Here is a 16,782-nt window from a genome sequence, read left to right on the forward strand (position 1 = left end):
TCGGAATATCACCCCCTGGCAGGCACTTTCCCACCCGGAGCGGGACGAGGCACCCGTTACCTCGTTAGCGGGCGACGACGGTGCGTTCCACACCAGACGGTGCCGACCCCCACGTGCGGGCCGGCACCGTAGCGGGCGGTGCTCAGTTGGCGACGACCAGGTGGAACGGGCGGTCGGCCGCCGAGCCACCGGAGGTCCGGGTCTGGACGAAGACCGCGTTCGGAGTCAGGTAGCGCGGCGCGACGGCCACCTCACCACCGGGCGGGACGTTACCCGGGTCGTTGGTGCCGATCGTCGCCACGTGCGCCTTCAGCACGACGTTGTAGTCCAGCAGCACCTGGTACTGCCCGGCGCCGTACTTCGTGACGGACACGACGTTGGCGGAGTGGTGCAGCAGCGTGCCGTTGGCGGCCACGACGGCGAAGGCGACGGCGCCGGCGGCCGGCGGTGCGGCCAGGGTCGCGCCCTGCCGCACCGCCGCCTTGGCCGCACGCGCGTCGGCGGCCGAGACCGGCGGCTGGGTGTTGCCGCCGGGCTGCCGGACGCCGGGCTGGCCGACCTCCGCCCCGGCCCTGGTCGTCGGCTGGGCGGCGGCGATTCCCCCGCCGGCCAGGGTGAGCGCCAGGACGCCGAGCGTCACCGCCGCCGCCCTGCGCCTGAAGAATGTGGTCATGACAGGTCTCCCTTTTTCTGACCGTGGTGATACGGCCGACCCGCATTTTCGGCGAGCCGGATGATGCTGCGGACGAGCCGGGTTGACGAAAGCAATACACTTTCGACCGCACCTGAAACGTTGACTTCTCAACGCTTTTTTACCCGGCTTGAGCTGGGATTACTACGCTGTGTTGTGGCGCCACAACCAGGAGGAAGGTAAACCGGAAAAAGCCGAGCGTCAATAGTCGATCAAGGCGCTCCGCATTCTTTCCGGATGGTTTCCGTAATTGTGAGAGGCGAGGGCTGCACCATTCATGAAACGGGTCGGGGGGCCTGCGGCGCGGGCATGAGCGCTAGTCTGACGTCCATGATCACCACGGAGCCGCCGGCCCGGACCCGACCGCCGGTACGCGCCCTGCTCTGCTGGCTGGCGGTCGTGCCCGGTGCCGCCTGGGCGCTGGTCCGCCTCGCCGGGCTGGAGCGCGGGCCGCTGGTGCAGGCGGTCGCCTTCACCCCGTACGTCGCGGGCTGGAGCCTGGTCGCGCTGGTGCTGGCGCTCGCCCTGCGGCGCCGCGGGCCGGCGGTGGCCGCGGCGGTGGTGGCGTTGGCGCTGCTCGGCGCGGTGGCCCCCCGGGCGGTCGCCGCCGACCAGCCGGCGGCCGGCGGGCCGGTGCTGCGGGTGCTCACCGCCAACCTGCTCAAGGGCGGTGCCGACGCGCGGACGGTGGTGGACCTGGTGCGCCGGCACCGGGTGGACCTGCTGGCCGTGCAGGAGTTCACCCCGGCGGCCCGCGACGCGCTCGACCGGCAGGGCCTGACCCGGCTGCTGCCCCACCAGGAGCTCAATGCGGAGGTCGGCACCACCGGCTCCGCCCTCTACTCACGGCTCCCGCTCACCGAGGGTGGCTTCCGGCGCAACGCCGGCTTCCAGTTCACCCAGGCGTACGCCGTCGTGGCGGTGCCGGGGGCGCCGCCGGTGCGGGTCGAGTCGACGCACCCGGCCGCGCCCTACGCGGTCGCCGCGGTCGACGAGTGGTTCACCGACCTGCGGGCGCAGCCCCCGGCCACCCCGGACGGGCCGCTGCGCATCCTCGCCGGCGACTTCAACGCCACCCTCGACCACGCCCCGCTGCGCGCGCTGCTGGCCACCGGGTACGTCGACGCGGCCGACGCCGCCGGGGCGGGGCTCGCCGGCACCTGGGGCCCGTACGACGGCGACCTCATCCCACCGGTCACCATCGACCACGTGCTGGTCGACCGGCGGATCGCCGTCCGGTCCGTCGCCGTGCACCCGGTGCCCGGCAGCGACCACCGCGCGGTGCTGGCCGAGCTGCGCCTGCCGGCGGCCTGACCCCGGCGGGCCCCGACCCGGCCCGATCGCGCCGACGGGCGGCTCAGACCCGGGCGCGGTCCAGGCCGAAGGTGAGCGCGTCGACCAGGGCGTGCCAGCTCGCCTCGACCACGTTGGGGTGCACGCCGACGGTGGTCCAGTCCCGGCCGGTGCCGTCCGCGGTCTCCAGCAGGACCCGGGTCACCGCGCCGGTGCCGTGGCTGCCCTCCAGGATGCGCACCTTGTAGTCGGCCAGTTCGAAGTCGCGCAGCTCCGGGTAGTGCCGGGACAGGCCGACCCGCAACGCCTCGTCGAGGGCGTTGATCGGGCCGTTCCCCTCGGCGGTGGCGATCACCCGCTCGCCACGTACCCGGATCTTCACGGTGGCCTCGGAGACCACCGCGCCGTCCTCGCGGTGCTCGACCAGCACCCGGTAGGACTCCAGCGCGAACGGCCGGGGCGGCGCGGCGTCCGGCAGCTCCGAGCGGACCAGCAGCTCGAACGACGCGTCGGCCGCCTCGAACGACCAGCCACCCGCCTCCAGCTCCTTGACCCGGCTGGTGACCTTCGACAGCGCCTCCGGATGGCCGGCCAGGTCCAGGCCCAGCTCGCGGCTCTTGAGCTCGACGCTGGCCCGGCCGGCCATCTCGGTCACCAGGATCCGCATGTCGTTGCCCACCACCGACGGGTCCACGTGGTTGTAGAGCAACGGGTCGACCTTGATCGCGCTCGCGTGCAGCCCCGCCTTGTGGGCGAAGGCGGCGGCCCCGGCGTACGCCTGGTGGGTGTCGGGGGCGATGTTGGCGATCTCGGCGATGGCGTGCGCGACCCGCACCATCTGCTCCAGGCAGCCCTCGGGTAGGACGGGCAGCCCGAGCTTGAGCTGGAGGTTGGCGACGACCGAGAAGATGTCGGCGTTGCCGGGGCGCTCGCCGTACCCGTTGGCGGTGCCCTGGACGTGGCGGACCCCGGCCTCGACGGCGGCGACGGTGTTGGCCACCGCGCAGGCGGTGTCGTTCTGGGCGTGCATGCCGAACAGCTCCGGGGCGATGCCGGTGCGCGCGGTCAGGTCGGCGATCGCGGCCGTCACCATGGACGGCAGCATCCCGCCGTTGGTGTCGCAGAGCACGAACCGCTCGGCGCCGGCGGCGAGGGCCGTCTCCACCACCGCGGCGCCGTACGCCGGGTCGTGCCGGTAGCCGTCGAAGAAGTGCTCGCCGTCGACGAAGACCCGCCGACCCTCGGCGACCAGGTGGGCGACGGTGTCGCGGATCATCGCCAGGTTCTCCGGGCCGGTGGTGCGCAGCGCCCGCTCGACGTGGCGGAGGTCGGCCTTGGCGACCAGGGCCACCGCCGGGGTCTCGGCGTCGAGCAGCCCGCGCACCTGCGGGTCGGCCGCCACCGGCACCCCGGCCCGGCGGGTGGCACCGAAGGCGACCAGGACGGCGTGCCGCAGGTCCAGCTCGGTCCGCGCCCGGCGGAAGAACTCGGTGTCCTTCGGTACCGCGCCCGGCCACCCGCCCTCGATGAAGCCCACCCCGAACTCGTCGAGCAGCCGGGCCACGGCCAGCTTGTCGACCACCGAGTAGCTGAGCCCCTCACGCTGGGCACCGTCGCGCAGCGTCGTGTCGTACACCTGGAACGTCATGGGAGTGCCTTCCTCACGGACCTCGGGCGGGGGAGCAACAAAAAGACCCCCCGCGGATGCGGGAGGTCTGCGCGCTCGGCGGAGGGGAAGCCGGCGCGCTAGCTGCCAATAATCAGGACGGTGCTGGTCACGATCGCCACTCTGCCACCCCACCCCAGGTTTTGGGAGGCACAATCCACATACCGGGACGGTTACCCAGGGTGTCCAATGCCCGATCAATCACCGCGACCCGGACGGAACGCGGCGCTGGTGATCGACTTCACAAGTCACCCGGCCGCCACCAGGCGGAAACAGCGCTGCGGAAGTATCTGGAACCGATCAAGTTACCGGCCCCCGCGCCGTTGACAACCGCTGCCAAGGAGGACCCGTGCTCACTGTCGGTGACCGCTTCCCTGAGTACGAACTCACCGCCTGCGTCTCCCTGGACGCCGACAAGGCGTTCGAGACCATCAACCACAAGTCCCACGAGGGCAAGTGGCGGGTCGTCTTCTTCTGGCCGAAGGACTTCACCTTCATCTGCCCGACGGAGATCGCCGAGTTCGGCCGCCTCAACGGCGAGTTCGCCGACCGCGACGCCCAGGTGCTCGGCGTCTCGGTGGACAACGAGTTCGTCCACTACGCCTGGCGCAAGGACCACCCGGACCTGCGCGAGCTGCCCTTCCCGATGCTCAGCGACATCAAGCGCGAGCTGACCGCCGACTGCGGCGTGCTCGGCGAGGACGGCGTGGCGCAGCGGGCCACCTTCATCGTCGACCCGGACAACGAGATCCAGTTCGCCATGGTCACCGCCGGCTCGGTCGGCCGCAACGTCTCCGAGGTGCTGCGGGTGCTCGACGCCCTGCAGACCGACGAGCTGTGCCCGTGCAACTGGAACAAGGGCGGCGAGACCCTGGACGCCAACGCGCTGCTCGCCGGCGCCGGTGCCTGAGATGGGTCTGGACGCGGTCAAGGCGGCTCTGCCCGAGTACGCCAAGGACATCAAGCTCAACCTCGGCTCGACCGTCGGCACCTCGACCCTCAAGCCGGAGCATGCCTGGGGCACCGCCCTGGCCTGCGCGGTCGCGGCGCGTAACCCGGTCGTGCTGAAGGAGATCGCCGACGAGGCGACCGCCCACCTCACGCCGGAGGCGATCGAGGCCGCCAAGGGCGCCGCCACCATCATGGCGATGAACAACGTCTACTACCGTGCCAAGCACCTGATCGGCGACGACCAGTACGCCTCGATGCCGGCCCGGCTGCGGATGCAGATCATCGCCCGGCCGGGCGTCGACAAGGGCGACTTCGAGCTGTGGTGCCTCGCCGTCTCGGCGATCACCGGCTGCGGCGTCTGCCTGGAGTCGCACGAGAAGGCGCTGCGTGGTGCCGGGTTCACCCGGGAGCAGGTGCACGAGGCGCTGCGCATCGCCGCCGTCGTGCACGCCGCCGCGGTGGCCCTCGACGCGCAGGCCGCGCTGGCCTGACCTGGTACGCCCCGGTGGGCCGGTGCCGCGACCCGCGGTGCCGGCCCACCGGCGTTGCGGGCCCCGTGGTGTGGGAGGGGTCCGGTCCGGGTACCTGTTTTCTGGACACGGAAGACGATCCCTCCACAACGACGGAAAAAGTCGGGACAGGAGTTACCCATGGACAGGCTCGGCCCGCACAGCACGCACGGCACCACCGAGCCGGTGCTCGACGGCGGTCAGGGAGCCTTCGCCGGGGGTGCGCCCACGGGCGCCTTCAACCCGTGGAGCTACCGCGACGAGGCCGGGGTGGCCGACGCCGACCTGGTCGGCTACAAGGTCGAGGCCACCGACGGCGGCATCGGCAAGATCGACAGCGCGAGTCACGAGGTCGGCGGCAGCTACCTGGTCGTCGAGACCGGGCCGTGGATCTTCGGCAAGAAGGTCATGCTGCCGGCCGGCACGGTCAACCAGGTCGACCACGACGACCGCAAGGTCTACGTCGACCGCAGCAAGGACCAGATCAAGGCCGCGCCGGAGTACGACGAGACCAGCCACAGCGACCCGGCCTACCGGGACAAGCTGGGCGGCTACTACGACGAGAGCTACGGCAACCTCCCCCCGGGCACCGCACGCTGACCGAGGCGAGAAACTGACGGCCGGTGGGGTGACCCACCGGCCGTTACCGTGTCAGGGTGGACGCCATCGAGGTCAACCGCAGGATCCCCTTCTCCGCCATGTTCAACTTCCGCGACGTCGGCGGCTACCCCGGCCACGACGGCCGTACCGTCCGGTGGGGCCGGCTCTACCGCTCCGACTCACCGCACCGGCTCGACGGGGCCGACCGGGACGCGTTCGTCGCCCTCGGCATCCGGACCGTGATCGACCTACGGCGACCGTCCGAGGTGGAACGGGACGGCCGGGTGCCGGAGCTGGACGGGCTCACCTACCGGCACATCCACCCCGAGCACGCCGACTGGGCGCAGCGCCGGTACGAGCCGGGGGCCAGCCTGGCCCGCTACCTCGCCGACCGGTACGCCGACCTCGCCCAGACCGGCACCGCCGGGCTGGCCGAGGCGGTCGGGCTGATCGCCGACAGCGCCACCGCCCCGGTGGTCGTGCACTGCGTGGCCGGCAAGGACCGCACCGGTATCGTCTGCGCGCTCACCCTCTCGGTGCTCGGCGTGAGCGACGCCGACATCGCCGAGGACTACGCGCTGAGCAGCGAGGCGTCGGCCCGGTTCAGCGCCTGGCTGGCGGCCACCGCCCCGCAGACCGAGGAACCGCCCCCGCCGTTCCTGGCCTCGCCGGCCGAGGCGATGGCGCTCTTCCTGACCGAGCTGCGGCAGGGGCACGGCTCGGTGGAGGGCTACCTGCGCCACGCCGGAGTGACGGACGACCAGCTCACCGCCCTCCGCGACCACCTGCTCGACTAGCCGACTGCCCAGCCGATCGACTCACCGTTTGCGGCGTGTCGCGGTCTCCCGGTCGCCGGACACCGCGACACGCCGCAAGCCGCGACCGCGTGGCCCTGACCGCCGGCCACGCCGCAGCACGGCGGCGGGCCGGCGGTCGGCACGAGTGGTCAGAGGACGCGCTGCACCCAGCCGTGCGGGTCCTCGGCCTCGCCGCGCTGGATCGACACCAGCTGGTCCCGCAGCGCCATGGTCGACCGGCCCGGCTCGCCCCCGCCGATGAGGAACTCCCCGTCGGGGAAGCGCACCCGGCCGATTGGGGTGATCACCGCGGCGGTGCCGCAGGCAAAGACCTCACGCAGCCGGCCGCTGGCGGCGTCCGCCTGCCAGTCGGCGAAGCTGACCGGCCGCTCCTCGACCCGGTGCCCGGCCGCGGCGGCCAGGGTGAGCACCGCGTCGCGGGTGATGCCGGGCAGGATCGTGCCGGTCAGCGGCGGGGTGACCAGGGTGTTGTCGTCGTAGACGAAGAAGACGTTCATGCCGCCCAGCTCGTCGACGAACCGGCGCTCCACCGCGTCGAGGAAGACCACCTGGTCGCAGCCGGCCTCGATCGCCTCGGCCTGGGCGGCCAGCGAGGCGGCGTAGTTGCCGCCGCACTTCGCCGCGCCGGTGCCGCCGGGCGCCGCCCGGGTGTAGTCCGGGGAGACCCAGACGGTGACCGGCTTGACCCCGCCGGCGAAGTACGCCCCGGCCGGCGAGGCGATCACGCAGTAGAGGTACTCGTTGGCCGGGCGGACGCCGAGGAAGACCTCGCTGGCGAACATGAAGGGCCGCAGGTAGAGGCTGGCGTCCGGCCCGTCCGGGATCCACTCCCGGTCGATCTCGACCAGCCGGCGCAGCGACTCGACGAACGTCTCCGCCGGCAGCTCCGGCATGGCCAGCCGCTGGGCGGAGGCGATGAACCGGTTGGCGTTGGCCTCGGGGCGGAACATGGTGACCGCCCCGTCCGCCGTCCGGTACGCCTTGAGCCCCTCGAAGATCTCCTGCGCGTAGTGCAGCACGGCGCTGGCCGGATCCATCGGGATCGGCGCGCGCGACTCGACCCGGGCGTCGTACCAGCCCTTGCCCTCGGCATAGCGGATGGTGACCATGTGGTCGGTGAAGACCCGGCCGAAGCCCGGGTTGGCCAGCAGGGCGGCCCGGTCGGCGGCGGATACCGGTGCGGGATTCGGACGGATCTCGAAATCGAGCTTGTCACCACCGCTCATCGCGCTGACCTCCCTGCGGGTCGACGGCGTGCGGGATCGCACACCGAATCACTGGTGCCAGAAACTTACCCCGAACGGTCGTTCAGCGGATAGCTCCGCCCCGGCGGATCGAACGCCCCGGATGGGGCGGCGCGGGGGCGTGCGGAGCAGCGACGACGGTGGGGCCGGAAAGGCCCGGCTCCGGGTCCGGCGGACCCGGGAGGCGGACCGTGTCGAGCGTGCCGGCGGCCGGTCAGGCCACGGCGTGGGCGGCGAGCCGGTCGCCGACCTCGTCGGTGCGCAGCGGTACGCCCGGGGTGCGGTTGGCCAGCTCCACGGCGACCGCGGCGGTCACCCGCGCGGCGGCGTCGGCGTCGCCGAGCTGGTCGAGCAGGAGCGCGGCGGAGAGCACCGCGGCCACCGGGTCGGCGAGCCCCTTGCCGGCGATGTCCGGCGCCGAGCCGTGTACCGGCTCGAACATCGACGGGTACGTCCCGTCGGGGTTGATGCTGCCGCTGGCGGCGAGCCCGATCCCGCCGGTGACGGCGGCGGCGATGTCGGTGAGGATGTCGCCGAAGAGGTTGTCGGTGACCACCACGTCGTAGCGCTGGGGCTGGGTCACCAGGAACATCGCGGCGGCGTCGACGTGCTGGTACTCGGTGGTCACGTCCGGGTGCTCGGCGGCCACCGCCGCGAAGGCGCGCGCCCACAGCGAACCGGCGTGGGTCAGCACGTTGGTCTTGTGCACCAGCGTCACCTTGCGGCGCTCGCGCCGGGCGGCCCGGGCGAAGGCGTCCCGGACGACCCGCTCGACCCCGTGCCGGGTGTTCAGGCTCTCCTCGGTGGCCACCTCGGCCGGGGTGTCCCGGTGCAGCACGCCGCCGGCGCCCGCGTAGAGCCCCTCGGTGCCCTCCCGGACGACCACCAGGTCGACCTCGCCGGGCTTGACGTTGGCCAGCGGACCCGGCACGCCGGGCCAGAGCCGCGACGGACGCAGGTTGACGTACTGGTCGAAGGCGAAGCGGAGCTTGAGCAGCAGGCCGCGCTCCAGCACGCCCGGCGGGACCGAGGGGTCGCCGACGGCGCCGAGCAGGATGGCGTCGTGGTCGGCCAGCTCGGTCAGCACCGCGTCGGGCAGCACCTCGCCGGTGCGGTGGTACCGCTCCGCGCCGAGGTCGTAGCGGGTGGCCTCGATCCCGGGGTGCACGGCGTCGAGGACCTTGAGGGCCTGCGCGACCACCTCGGGTCCGATACCGTCCCCGGCCACCACCGCGATCCGTGCCACCTGGCGCTCCTCACCTCGTCGTTCTCGTGCACGGTACGTCCCCGTCCCGCCTCCCGGTACGCACCTTCCAACATTCGGGACATACGGATGCTCAGGAGGCTCCCAGGTGACATTCATGGTGCGGTCATGTCCGCTGCCTATGGTCGATGACGAGCGGGTCACGGGGGCCCGTGCCGGGATTCGCCGCGGTGCCGCGGCGCCGTCGGCGAAGGAGCGGTGTCATGCGGATCGACCAGCGGTATCGACCGGCCGGGACGAACGAGCAGCCCCGCACCCGGTGGGTGGACCAGGCGGCGTTCGGCCGGCGCCGGCCGGACCTGCGGCTCGGCACCAGCAGCCACCGGGTCGACCGCACCGGCGAGGCCGCCGTCGACCGGATCGCCGTCCGGCACACCGTACGCACCAGCACCGCCGAGTACTCGCTGCTGCTCAACGCCCCCGAGCACGTCGGGCGCCGGCTGGTCGGGGACGCACTGCGTGACGCCGTCGCCGAACTGCGCGCCATCGACCTCACCTACGGCCCCGGCCGGCCGGACAGCCTGGTCTCCCGGCTGCGCCGCGGCGAGATCGCGCCCGAGTCGTACCCGCCGCTGGCGGACCTGGTGGACCGCTGCGCCGCGATGCGCGCCGCCACCGACGGCTGGTTCGACGCCTGGGCCGTACCCGGCGGTTTCGATCCCGGCGGCCTGCTCAACGGCTGGGCGGTGGAGCGGGCGGCGGCCCGGCTGCGCGCCGCCGGCATCCACGACTACGCCGTGCTCTCCGGCGCCGACCTCACCGTCCGGGGTCACGCCGCGCACGGCGGGCCCTGGCGGGTCGCGGTGCACCACCCGACCGACGGGCGTCGCCCGCCGCTGGTGCTGGAGATGACGGCCGGCGCGGTGGGCACCTCCGGGGTGACGGGCCGCCGGGACCACGTGGTCGACCCGCACACCGGCGAACCCGCCGACCAGCTGGTCGCCGCCACCGTCGTCGGGCCCGACCTGGCGGTGGCGGACGCCTACGCCACCGCGCTGTACGCGGCCGGCCCGACCGGGCTGGCCTGGTTCCGCAACGGCTCGGGATATCAGGCGCTCTTCGCCCACCGGCGTCGCTGAGCGCGGCGGGGGCACGTCGGCCGACCGGTGGAGGGGGTCCACTTCGGTGGCGCGGCCGGCGGGCCCGCGATCGGCCCCCACGGTCTCGGCAACGACCGTGGGGGCCGGTCAGCGACGAGTGCGCGTGGCTCGCGCAATCGAGGGGTGCGGACCGGTCGGCCGGAACGCCTGACCTCGTCACCCGAAGACGGGCCGAACGCTCCACTCGGCCGGCGACCGCACCGGTACGCTAGCGAATCGACGCAACTCGACGCAAGAGTCTCCACAGCGGACCGTCTTGGACGGACCTCGCGTCACCTCGGAGTCGCTCGTCGGCGGGTCCGCTGCGTAAAGGTGAACGGCGGATGGCACGCTGTCCGCCGTGAGTTTCGATCTGAGCGTGTGGGCCCTGCCTGACGGGGCCACGCCGGAGGACGTCCGGGCGGCGGTGCGGCGGTGCCGCGAGGGACGCCACGGTGACCGGCACCCCGACCCACGGGTCGTCGCCTTCTACCGGGCCATCACCGCGAGCTACCCCGACCGGCCGGCCGGACCGGGTACGCCGTGGGAGGTCGCACCGCTGCACGCGGCCGGCGACCACGTCGAGCTGAACCTCGTGCCGACCTGCGAGGACCAGGTGCTGCTCGACATCGAGCGGCTGGCGGGCCAGCACGACCTGATGCTCTTCGACGCCCAGGACGGCTCGGTCTATCCGCCGCCGTCCCGCGTCGCGGGCTGACCCGCGGTACGGCGAGGGGCCCGGCCGAGACGGCCGGGCCCCCCTGCGTCGTGCCTGCCGGTACTACTCGTCGCGCAGGTCGGCGGCGCTGGCCGAGGTCGCGCCGATCGAGTCGGCCGCCGAGGTGAGCAGGTCCGCCCCGAGCGCCTGGTCGACGGTGAGGGTCATCAGCGTCTCGCCGCCGGCCTCCCGACGGGCCACCTGCATGGCGGCGATGTTGACGCCGGCCTCGCCGAGCAGGGTGCCGACGGTGCCGACCACGCCGGGCCGGTCGACGTAGCGCAGGAAGAGCAGGATGCCCTCCGCGCCGATCTCCACGTCGAAACCGTCCACCTCGGTCAGCTTGATGACGTCGCGGGTGCCGGTGTTGGTGACGGTGCCGGAGACGCTGACCGTACGGCCGTCGGGCAGCGCCCCACGGACGGTGACCAGGTTGGCGTGGTCGACCGTCTCGGCCTGCGTCGCGAGGGTCACCTCGACGCCCCGCTCGGCGGCCAGGTGCGGCGCGTTGACGTAGGTGACCTGCTCCTCCACCACCGAGCTGAACAGCCCCTTGGTGGCGGCGAGCTTGAGGACCGACACGTCGTGGCTGACGATCTCGCCGCGCACCTCGACGGTGACGCTGGCGGCCACCCCGCCGGCGACGGCGGTGAAGGCCCGGCCCAGCTTCTCGGCCAGCGGCAGCAGCGGGCGGACGTCCTCGGCGACCACGCCGCCGGCCTGCACGTTGACCGCGTCCGGCACGAACTCGCCCTGCAGCGCCAGCTTGACGCTCTTCGCCACGGCCAGCCCGGCCTTGTCCTGCGCCTCGTGGGTGGAGGCGCCCAGGTGCGGGGTGGCCACCACGTTGTCGAAGGCGAACAGCGGCGACGAGGTGCAGGGCTCCTTGGCGTACACGTCGACGCCGGCGCCGGCGACCCGGCCCTCGGCGATCGCGTCGGCCAGGGCCTGCTCGTCGACCAGGCCGCCGCGGGCGGCGTTGACGATCCGGACGCCGGGCTTGACGACCGCCAGCTCCTTCTCACCGATCAGGCCCACGGTCTCCGGGGTCTTCGGCAGGTGGATGGAGATGAAGTCGCTCTCCCGCAGCAGCTCCTCCAGGCCCACCAGGCGGACGCCGAGCTGGGCGGCCCGGGCCGGCTGGATGTAGGGGTCGTACGCGATGAGCCGGGTGCCGAAGGCGGCGATGCGAGACGCGAAGAGCACGCCGATGCGACCCAGGCCGACCACGCCCACGGTCTTGCCCTGCAGCTCGACGCCGGTGTACTTGGACCGCTTCCACTCCCCCGCCTTGAGCGCGGCGCTGGCCGCGGCGGTGTTGCGCGCGACGGCGAGCAGCAGCGCGACGGCCTGCTCAGCGGCGGAGACGATGTTGGAGGTGGGAGCGTTGACGACCATGACGCCCCGCGCGGTGGCGGCCGGCACCTCGACGTTGTCCAGCCCGACGCCGGCCCGGGCGACCACCTTGAGCCGCGGCGCGGCCGCGATCGCCTCGGCGTCGATCTGGGTGGCGCTGCGCACGATCACCGCGTCGGCCTCGGAGAGCGCGGAGAGCAGGGCCGGGCGATCGGTGCCGTCGACGTGGCGTACGTCGAAGTCGTGGGCGAGCACCTCGATGGCGGCGGGGGCGAGTTCTTCGGCGATCAGTACGACAGGATTCATCGGTCCTCGTAGACGTCGTATGCGGTCGGCCTGGGGCGTCGGGACGCCGCGCTGCGCCCTGCGCTGATCCGTGCCATGGCCGGTTAGGTGCCGGCTACGCACCTACCAGGGATCGTAGGTGGCCCGATGCCCGACGTGTCCCGGACGGCGGGGTGAGGGCCCTCACACAGGGTTGTCGCACGCTCGTCATCCCGCGTTCACCCGGCCACCCGGTGGCGCGGCCCTGCTGCGCCGGCTGGCCCGGCGGGCGCCGCTCCGGTTCGGCCCGCCGCTGGCCGAGGCGTTGGTCACCCGGTCCCAGCACGTGGGCAGCCGGCCCACCGCCACCGCCCGGCGCATGCGCTCCGCCCCACCTGGGCCGGGTGGGCCCACGGACCGGCCCTGGGTATGAGCCCGCACGCAGCGTGACGGACACCGACGCCGGACATGCGGTGAGCGACATGCCTCAGCGGCATGAAAATGACGGTGCGGCATACGGCTCGACGGGCACCGGAGTGTCCGCGGCGACACCCCGGCTCGGCGGCGACGCGGTTCCTTCCCGTCGCCGACGGTCGCGAACCAACGCGGCCCGCGACCCGACGCCGGGGAGAGCGTCGGGTCGCGGGCCGCGTCGCGGTGGCCCCGCCGGGGCGGGGCCGCGCGTCAGGCGGTCTCGGTGATGGGCCGGTCGACCCAGCTCATCATGGCGCGCAGCTTCTGGCCGGTCTCCTCGATCGGGTGGGCCGCGCCCTCGGCCCGCCACTTGGCGAAGTTCGGCCGGCCGGCCTCGTCCTCGGCCACCCACTCGCGGGCGAACTCGCCGGACTGGATCTCACCGAGGATCTTGCGCATCTCGTCCTTGACCCGGGAGTCGATGACCCGGGGGCCACGGGAGAGGTCGCCGTACTCGGCGGTGTCGGAGACGCTGTAGCGCATCCGGGCGATGCCGCCCTCGTACATCAGATCGACGATCAGCTTCAGCTCGTGCAGGCACTCGAAGTAGGCCACCTCGGGGGCGTAGCCGGCCTCGGTGAGCACCTCGAACCCGGTCTGCACCAGCGCCGCCGCGCCGCCGCAGAGCACCGCCTGCTCGCCGAAGAGGTCGGTCTCGGTCTCCTCGGTGAAGGTGGTCCGGATCGCGCCGGCCCGGGTGCCACCGATGCCCTTGGCGTACGACAGGGCGAGCTGGAACGCGGTGCCGCTGGCGTCCTGCTCGACGGCGACCAGGCAGGGCACGCCCTTGCCGTCGACGTACTGGCGGCGGACCAGGTGACCGGGGCCCTTCGGGGCGACCATCGCCACGTCCACGTCGGCCGGCGGCTTGATCAGGTCGTACCGGATGTTGAAGCCGTGGCCGAAGAAGAGCGCCTTGCCGGGGGCGAGGTTGGGGGCGATCGCCTCGGCGTACAGACCGCGCTGCGCGGTGTCCGGCGCCAGGATCATGATGACGTCGGCCTCGGCGGCCGCCTCGGCCGGCGTGAGCACCCGCAGGCCCTGCTCCTCGGCCTTCGGCCGGCTCTTCGAGCCCGCCGGCAGGCCGATCACCACGTCGACGCCGGAGTCGCGCAGCGACAGCGCGTGGGCGTGGCCCTGGCTGCCGTACCCGATCACCGCGACCTTGCGGCCCTGGATCAGGCCCAGGTCGGCGTCGTCGTCGTAGTACACCTCAACGCTCATTGACTTCCCTTTCGTACGGCGGTCCGAGCGGCCCGTCGTGGACTTGTGCGGTGGTTCGGGCGGCGCGGAGCGCCGGCGAGGTCAGATCAGGCGGCGCGCAGCGCGGGCCCAGCGGTGATGGAGCGCGAGCCGCGCCCGATCGCCACCGTGCCGGACTGGACCATCTCCTTGATGCCGAACGGTTCGAGGTCGCGCAGCAGCGCGTCCAGCTTGTCGGGGGTGCCGGTGGCCTCGATGGTCAGCGTGTCCGGCGCGACGTCGACCACCCGGGCCCGGAACAGGTTGACCGTCTCCAGCACCTGCGCCCGGGCGTTGCGGTCCGCGCGGACCTTGACCAGCAACAGCTCCCGGGCCACCGAGACCTGCGGGTCCAGCTCCACGATCTTCAGTACGTTGACCAGCTTGTTGAGCTGCTTGGTCACCTGCTCCAACGGGGACGACTCGGCGTTGACCACGATGGTGATCCGGGAGACGTCCGGGTTCTCGGTCTCGCCCACGGCGAGGCTGTCGATGTTGAACCCGCGTCGGGAGAACAGGCCGGAGACCCGGGCCAGGACACCCGGCTTGTTCTCCACCAGGACCGAAAGGGTGTGCAGAGTCATCAGATCTCGTCCTCGTCGAAGGCCGGGCGGACGCCACGGGCGAACATGATCTCGTCGTTGCTGGTGCCGGCGGCCACCATCGGCCAGACCATCGCGTCCTTGCCGACCACGAAGTCGATCACGACGGGCGCGTCGGTGATCGCCATCGCCGCCTCGATCGTCTTGTCGACGTCCTCGGGCGTCTCGCAGCGCAGCCCGACGCAGCCGAGCGCCTCGGCCAGCTTGACGAAGTCGGGGATGCGGTGCTTGTGGGTGCCCAGCTCGGTGTTGGAGTACCGCTCACCGTAGAAGAGGGTCTGCCACTGCCGGACCATGCCGAGGTTGCCGTTGTTGATCACGGCGACCTTGATCGGGATGCCCTCCAGCGCGCAGGTGGCCAGCTCCTGGTTGGTCATCTGGAAGCAGCCGTCGCCGTCCACCGCCCAGACCACCGTGTCCGGCCGGCCGACCTTGGCGCCCATCGCCGCCGGCACGGCGTACCCCATGGTGCCGAGGCCGCCGGAGTTGAGCCAGGTGCCCGGCTTCTCGTACGAGATGAACTGGCTGGCCCACATCTGGTGCTGGCCCACGCCGGCCACGTAGACCGCGTCCGGGCCGGCGATCTCGCCCAGCCGCTTGATCACGTACTGCGGGGAGAGGGTGCCGTCGGCCGGCTCCTCGTACCCCAGCGGGTAACGCTGGCGCAGGTCGTCCAGCTGGGTCCACCAGTCGGCCAGGTCGGACCGGTGGCCGGCCTTGCGCTCGGCGGTGACCGCGGCGATCAGCTCGTCGATGACGTGCTTGGCGTCACCGACGATCGGCACGTCCGCGTGCCGGTTCTTGCCGATCTCGGCCGGGTCGATGTCGGCGTGCACCACCGTGGCGTCCGGGGCGAACGAGTCCAGCTGGCCGGTGACCCGGTCGTCGAACCGGGCGCCCAGCGCCACGATCAGGTCGGACTTCTGCAGGCCGTACACCGCGGCGACGGTGCCGTGCATGCCGGGCATGCCCAGGTGCTGGCGGTGCGAGTCGGGGAACGCGCCCAGCGCCATCAGCGTGGTGACCACCGGGATGCCGGTCAGCTCGGCGAGCTTGCGCAGGCCCTCGGTGGCGCCGGCCTTGAGCACGCCGCCGCCGACGTAGAGCACCGGGCGGCGGGCCATGGCCATCAGCCGGGCCGCCTCGCGGATCTGCTTGCCGTGCGGGTGCAGGGTCGGCCGGTAGCCGGGCAGGTCCAGGGTGGGCGGCCAGGCGAAGGTGGTCGGCGCTTGGAGGACGTCCTTGGGGATGTCGACCAGCACCGGCCCGGGCCGCCCGGTGGAGGCCAGGTGGAAGGCCTCGGCCAGCACCTGCGGGATCTCCTCCGGGGTCTGGACCAGGAAGTTGTGCTTGGTGATCGGCAGCGTGATGCCCTGGATGTCCGCCTCCTGGAAGGCGTCCGTGCCGATCGAGGGCCGCGCGACCTGACCGGTGATCGCGACCATCGGCACCGAGTCCATGTACGCGTCGGCGATCGGGGTGACCAGGTTGGTCGCGCCCGGGCCGGAGGTGGCGATGCAGACGCCGACCCGGCCGGTGGCCTGCGCGTACCCGGTGGCGGCGTGTCCGGCGCCCTGCTCGTGGCGGACCAGGATGTGCCGCACGGTCGAGTCGTAGAGCGGGTCGTACGCGGGCAGGATCGCCCCGCCGGGGATGCCGAAGACGACCTCGACGCCGAGCGCCTCGAGGGACCGCACGAGCGAGCCGGCCCCGGAGACCTGGGCCGGGGCGGGCTGCCGTACGGCCGGGGTGGCCGCGGCGGCCCCGCGCGGCGCGGGGGTGTGGTCGGCGTCGCCGGCCGGCTCGGTGGCCGTCCGCGCCCGCCGGGCGGAGTGGGCGAGTGTCTCTGGCGTGGGTCTCGTCATGGCGGTTCAGGCCTTCGGCTGGAGGGTGGAGGCTCTTTCGACACGTGCGACGCGGGCGGGGCCCGCCCGGTGGAGTCCGACGGCAATAAAAACGGCCCTCGTGCAGATGCACGGGGCCAGCGCACTCTCGGTGACGGAGAGTGCGC

Annotated in this window: 15 protein-coding genes; 7 read left to right on the forward strand and 8 right to left on the reverse strand. The window is 72.8% G+C overall.

Going from position 1 to position 16,782, the window contains the following annotated elements; all coding sequences use genetic code 11:
- Positions 1–142: 142 nt before the first annotated feature.
- Complete coding sequence (locus ACTMTB_RS10865; protein WP_441144622.1) at positions 143–673, reverse strand: hypothetical protein; 531 nt, start codon at positions 671–673, stop codon at positions 143–145.
- Positions 674–1,021: 348 nt separating this feature from the next.
- Here ACTMTB_RS10865 and ACTMTB_RS10870 point away from each other — a divergent pair, with 348 nt between their 5' ends.
- On the forward strand, positions 1,022–2,005 hold the full coding sequence (locus ACTMTB_RS10870) for an endonuclease/exonuclease/phosphatase family protein (protein ID WP_441144624.1): 984 nt from the start codon (positions 1,022–1,024) through the stop codon (positions 2,003–2,005).
- 43 nt (positions 2,006–2,048) lie between these two features.
- Here the strand turns inward: ACTMTB_RS10870 and cimA are convergent, their stop codons facing one another.
- Positions 2,049–3,632, reverse strand: a complete 1,584-nt coding sequence (cimA, locus tag ACTMTB_RS10875) for a citramalate synthase (RefSeq protein ID WP_441144626.1) — start codon at positions 3,630–3,632, stop codon at positions 2,049–2,051.
- A gap of 367 nt (positions 3,633–3,999) precedes the next feature.
- Here cimA and ACTMTB_RS10880 point away from each other — a divergent pair, with 367 nt between their 5' ends.
- From ACTMTB_RS10880 to ACTMTB_RS10895, 4 genes are all read left to right on the forward strand, one after another.
- A complete protein-coding gene (locus tag ACTMTB_RS10880; RefSeq protein ID WP_210778166.1) occupies positions 4,000–4,560 on the forward strand; it encodes a peroxiredoxin in 561 nt (186 codons plus the stop codon).
- A gap of 1 nt (position 4,561) precedes the next feature.
- Positions 4,562–5,092 carry a carboxymuconolactone decarboxylase family protein gene (locus ACTMTB_RS10885; RefSeq protein ID WP_441144629.1) on the forward strand — a complete coding sequence of 177 codons (531 nt, stop codon included), beginning with the start codon at positions 4,562–4,564 and terminating at the stop codon, positions 5,090–5,092.
- 159 nt (positions 5,093–5,251) lie between these two features.
- Positions 5,252–5,710, forward strand: a complete 459-nt coding sequence (locus tag ACTMTB_RS10890; RefSeq protein ID WP_441144631.1) for a PRC-barrel domain-containing protein — start codon at positions 5,252–5,254, stop codon at positions 5,708–5,710.
- A gap of 56 nt (positions 5,711–5,766) precedes the next feature.
- Positions 5,767–6,507, forward strand: coding sequence for a tyrosine-protein phosphatase (locus tag ACTMTB_RS10895; RefSeq protein ID WP_441144633.1), 741 nt, complete (start codon positions 5,767–5,769; stop codon positions 6,505–6,507).
- Positions 6,508–6,656: 149 nt separating this feature from the next.
- On the opposite strand, the gene ACTMTB_RS10900 is transcribed toward ACTMTB_RS10895, so the two are convergent.
- Positions 6,657–7,754 (reverse strand): branched-chain amino acid aminotransferase, encoded by a 1,098-nt coding sequence (locus tag ACTMTB_RS10900; RefSeq protein ID WP_441144635.1) that lies wholly within the window; start codon positions 7,752–7,754, stop codon positions 6,657–6,659.
- 232 nt (positions 7,755–7,986) lie between these two features.
- Entirely contained in the window at positions 7,987–9,018 is a 1,032-nt protein-coding gene (locus tag ACTMTB_RS10905; RefSeq protein WP_441144637.1) for a 3-isopropylmalate dehydrogenase, read from the reverse strand.
- 221 nt (positions 9,019–9,239) lie between these two features.
- Here ACTMTB_RS10905 and ACTMTB_RS10910 point away from each other — a divergent pair, with 221 nt between their 5' ends.
- Entirely contained in the window at positions 9,240–10,115 is an 876-nt protein-coding gene (locus ACTMTB_RS10910) for an FAD:protein FMN transferase (RefSeq protein ID WP_357616737.1), read from the forward strand.
- 361 nt (positions 10,116–10,476) lie between these two features.
- Complete coding sequence (locus ACTMTB_RS10915; RefSeq protein WP_441144640.1) at positions 10,477–10,833, forward strand: hypothetical protein; 357 nt, start codon at positions 10,477–10,479, stop codon at positions 10,831–10,833.
- Positions 10,834–10,896: 63 nt separating this feature from the next.
- Here ACTMTB_RS10915 and serA read toward each other — a convergent pair whose 3' ends face one another.
- The 4 genes from serA to ACTMTB_RS10935 all read right to left on the reverse strand — a co-directional run bounded on the left by serA (position 10,897) and on the right by ACTMTB_RS10935 (position 16,636).
- Positions 10,897–12,495: a phosphoglycerate dehydrogenase gene (gene serA, locus ACTMTB_RS10920; RefSeq protein WP_441144642.1), complete on the reverse strand. Its 1,599-nt coding sequence runs from the start codon at positions 12,493–12,495 to the stop codon at positions 10,897–10,899.
- Between the two features lie 642 nt (positions 12,496–13,137).
- The gene (gene ilvC / locus ACTMTB_RS10925) at positions 13,138–14,151 is read right to left on the reverse strand and encodes a ketol-acid reductoisomerase (RefSeq protein WP_088963576.1); all 1,014 of its coding nucleotides are present in this window, start codon (positions 14,149–14,151) and stop codon (positions 13,138–13,140) included.
- An 86-nt stretch (positions 14,152–14,237) separates the two neighbouring features.
- Positions 14,238–14,753 carry an acetolactate synthase small subunit gene (gene ilvN / locus ACTMTB_RS10930; protein WP_088963577.1) on the reverse strand — a complete coding sequence of 172 codons (516 nt, stop codon included), beginning with the start codon at positions 14,751–14,753 and terminating at the stop codon, positions 14,238–14,240.
- Complete coding sequence (locus ACTMTB_RS10935) at positions 14,753–16,636, reverse strand: acetolactate synthase large subunit (protein WP_441144645.1); 1,884 nt, start codon at positions 16,634–16,636, stop codon at positions 14,753–14,755. The genes ilvN and ACTMTB_RS10935 overlap by 1 nt, the downstream gene beginning before the upstream one ends.
- Positions 16,637–16,782: the final 146 nt, after the last annotated feature.

It is taken from the genome of Micromonospora sp. L32, from assembly GCF_052068055.1.
GTDB lineage: Bacteria > Actinomycetota > Actinomycetes > Mycobacteriales > Micromonosporaceae > Micromonospora > Micromonospora purpureochromogenes.